This window comes from Burkholderia sp. APQ4-4ca (assembly GCF_057837105.1).
Genome location: NZ_JBYQCG010000229.1, coordinates 1 through 2,058, shown reverse-complemented (window position 1 = coordinate 2,058; position 2,058 = coordinate 1). Strand labels below are relative to the sequence as shown.

General features: G+C 66.8%; 1 pseudogene. It reads right to left on the bottom strand.

Annotated features, from left to right (window positions below):
* Window positions 1-2,058: pseudogene (locus tag AC3IFE_RS26670) on the bottom strand (ESPR-type extended signal peptide-containing protein); the annotation flags it as partial.

The following is a 2,058-nucleotide window of genomic DNA, read 5'->3' as shown; positions in this document are numbered from 1 at the left end:
CGTGTCGCTGCCGACCGATACCACGTTCGAGCGGCCACCGTCCGTCGAATTCGCGCCGATCGCCACCGAGTTCGAGCCGGCGGTGACGGTCGGGTGATCGTTGCCGGTGCCGTTCATGTCGGCCGCCACGCCGGTGTTGTTCACCGCGCGCGCCGTGTTGTTGTTGATCGTCGTCGACAGCTGGTTCAACTGGTTGTTGATGCTCGTCACGCCGGTCGACAGCGACGCCACGTTGCTGTTCGTCGTGCTCAGGCCGGTGGACAGCGAACCGATGCTCGTCGAGGTCGACGTCGACAGCGAGTTGACGTTGCTGTTCGTCGTGCTGAGCCCCGTCGACAGCGAGCTGATCGAGGTCGAGGTCGACGTGGACAGCGAGGCGACGTTGCTGTTCGTCGTGCTCAAGCCGGTCGACAGCGAGTTGATACCGGTCGACAGCGACGAGATGTTCGACGCCGTCGACGTCGACAGGCTCGTGATCGCCTGGTTCGTCGCATTGAGCTGGCTGCCGTTGATCGCGTCCGTGCTGGTGGCCGAGATCCGGCCCGCGGCGACGTTCGTGATCTGGCGTTCCTGGCCCGGTGCGCCGACGCTCACCACGCCGACCGGCGAGCTGCCCGCGAAGGGGTACGTGACGCCGCCGATCGTGGCGCTCGACGTGCCGACCGCCGCGGCCGTGACCGAGTTCGCGCCGAGTGCGATCGAGTTCGCGACGTTCGCTTGCGCGTTCGTGCCGAAGGCGAGCGCGTCGGCGGCCGTGGCCTTGGCGGCCGAGCCGTAGGCCTGGGCGCCGGTGGCGCTGGCCGTGGCCTGGTTGCCCAGCGCGATCGTGTTGTCCGCGGTGGCCTGGTTCGCGCTGCCGAGGGCAAGCGCACTGGCGCCGGTTGCCGTGTTCTGGTTGCCGAGGGACACCGCGCCGTCGCCGGTCGCCGTGTTGTTCGCCCCCATCGCCACCGCGCCGGTGCCCGTCGCCACGTTCGGATCGCCGATCGCGACCGCGCCGTCGCCGGACGCCGTGTTGCCGGAACCGATCGATACCGCCTTGCCGCCCGTTGCCGATGCACTCTGGCCGATCGCGACCGCGCCTGCCGTCTGCGCGTTCGAACCGTCGCCGACCGCCACGCTGCTGGCGCCCGCCGCGCTGGCGTTCACGCCGGCGGCGAGGGCGTTGGTGCCCGTCGCGCCGTCGTTCGCGTAGTTGGCTTGCTGCGTGCCGTTGTCGTTGACGCTGTAGTAGTGCGTCTTCGCGGCGTTGATCGCGGTCGAGGTGGACGTGGACAGCGATACCACCGAGCTGTTCGTGCTGCTCAGGCCGGTTGACAGCGAGCCGATGCCGGTCGAGGTCGAGGTCGAGAGGGACGTGATCGAGCTGTTCGCCGAGGACAGGCCGGTCGACGTGGAGGTCGACAGCGACGTTACCGAGCTGTTCGTGCTGCTCAGGCCGGTGGACAGCGAGCTGATGCCGGTCGAGGTCGAGGTCGAGAGGGACGTGATCGAGCTGTTCGCCGAGGACAGGCCGGTCGAGGTCGAAGTCGACAGTGACGTAATGGAGCTATTCGCCGACGACAGGCCGGTCGACGTGGAGGTCGACAGCGACGTTACCGAGCTATTGGTCGAGCTGAGGCCCGTCGACAGCGAATTGATGCCGGTCGAAGTCGATGTCGAGAGCGAAGTGATCGAGCTGCTGGCCGAGGACAGGCCGGTCGAGGTTGAAGTCGAGAGGGAATCGATCGAGCTGTTAGCGGACGACAAGCCGGTCGACAGCGAATTGATGCCAGTCGACGTCGAGGTCGAAAGCGAGGTGATCGAACTGTTGGCCGAGGACAGACCGGTCGAGGTCGAGGTCGACAGCGACGTGATGGAGCTGTTCGCGGACGACAGGCCGGTCGACGTGGAGGTCGACAACGACGTCACCGAGCTATCGGTCGAACTGAGGCCGGTCGACAGCGAATTGATACCCGTCGAGGTCGAGGTCGAGAGCGACGTAATCGAGCTGTTCGCAGACGACAAGCCAGTCGAGGTCGAAGTCGAGAGCGACGTGATGGAGCTGTTGGCCGAGGA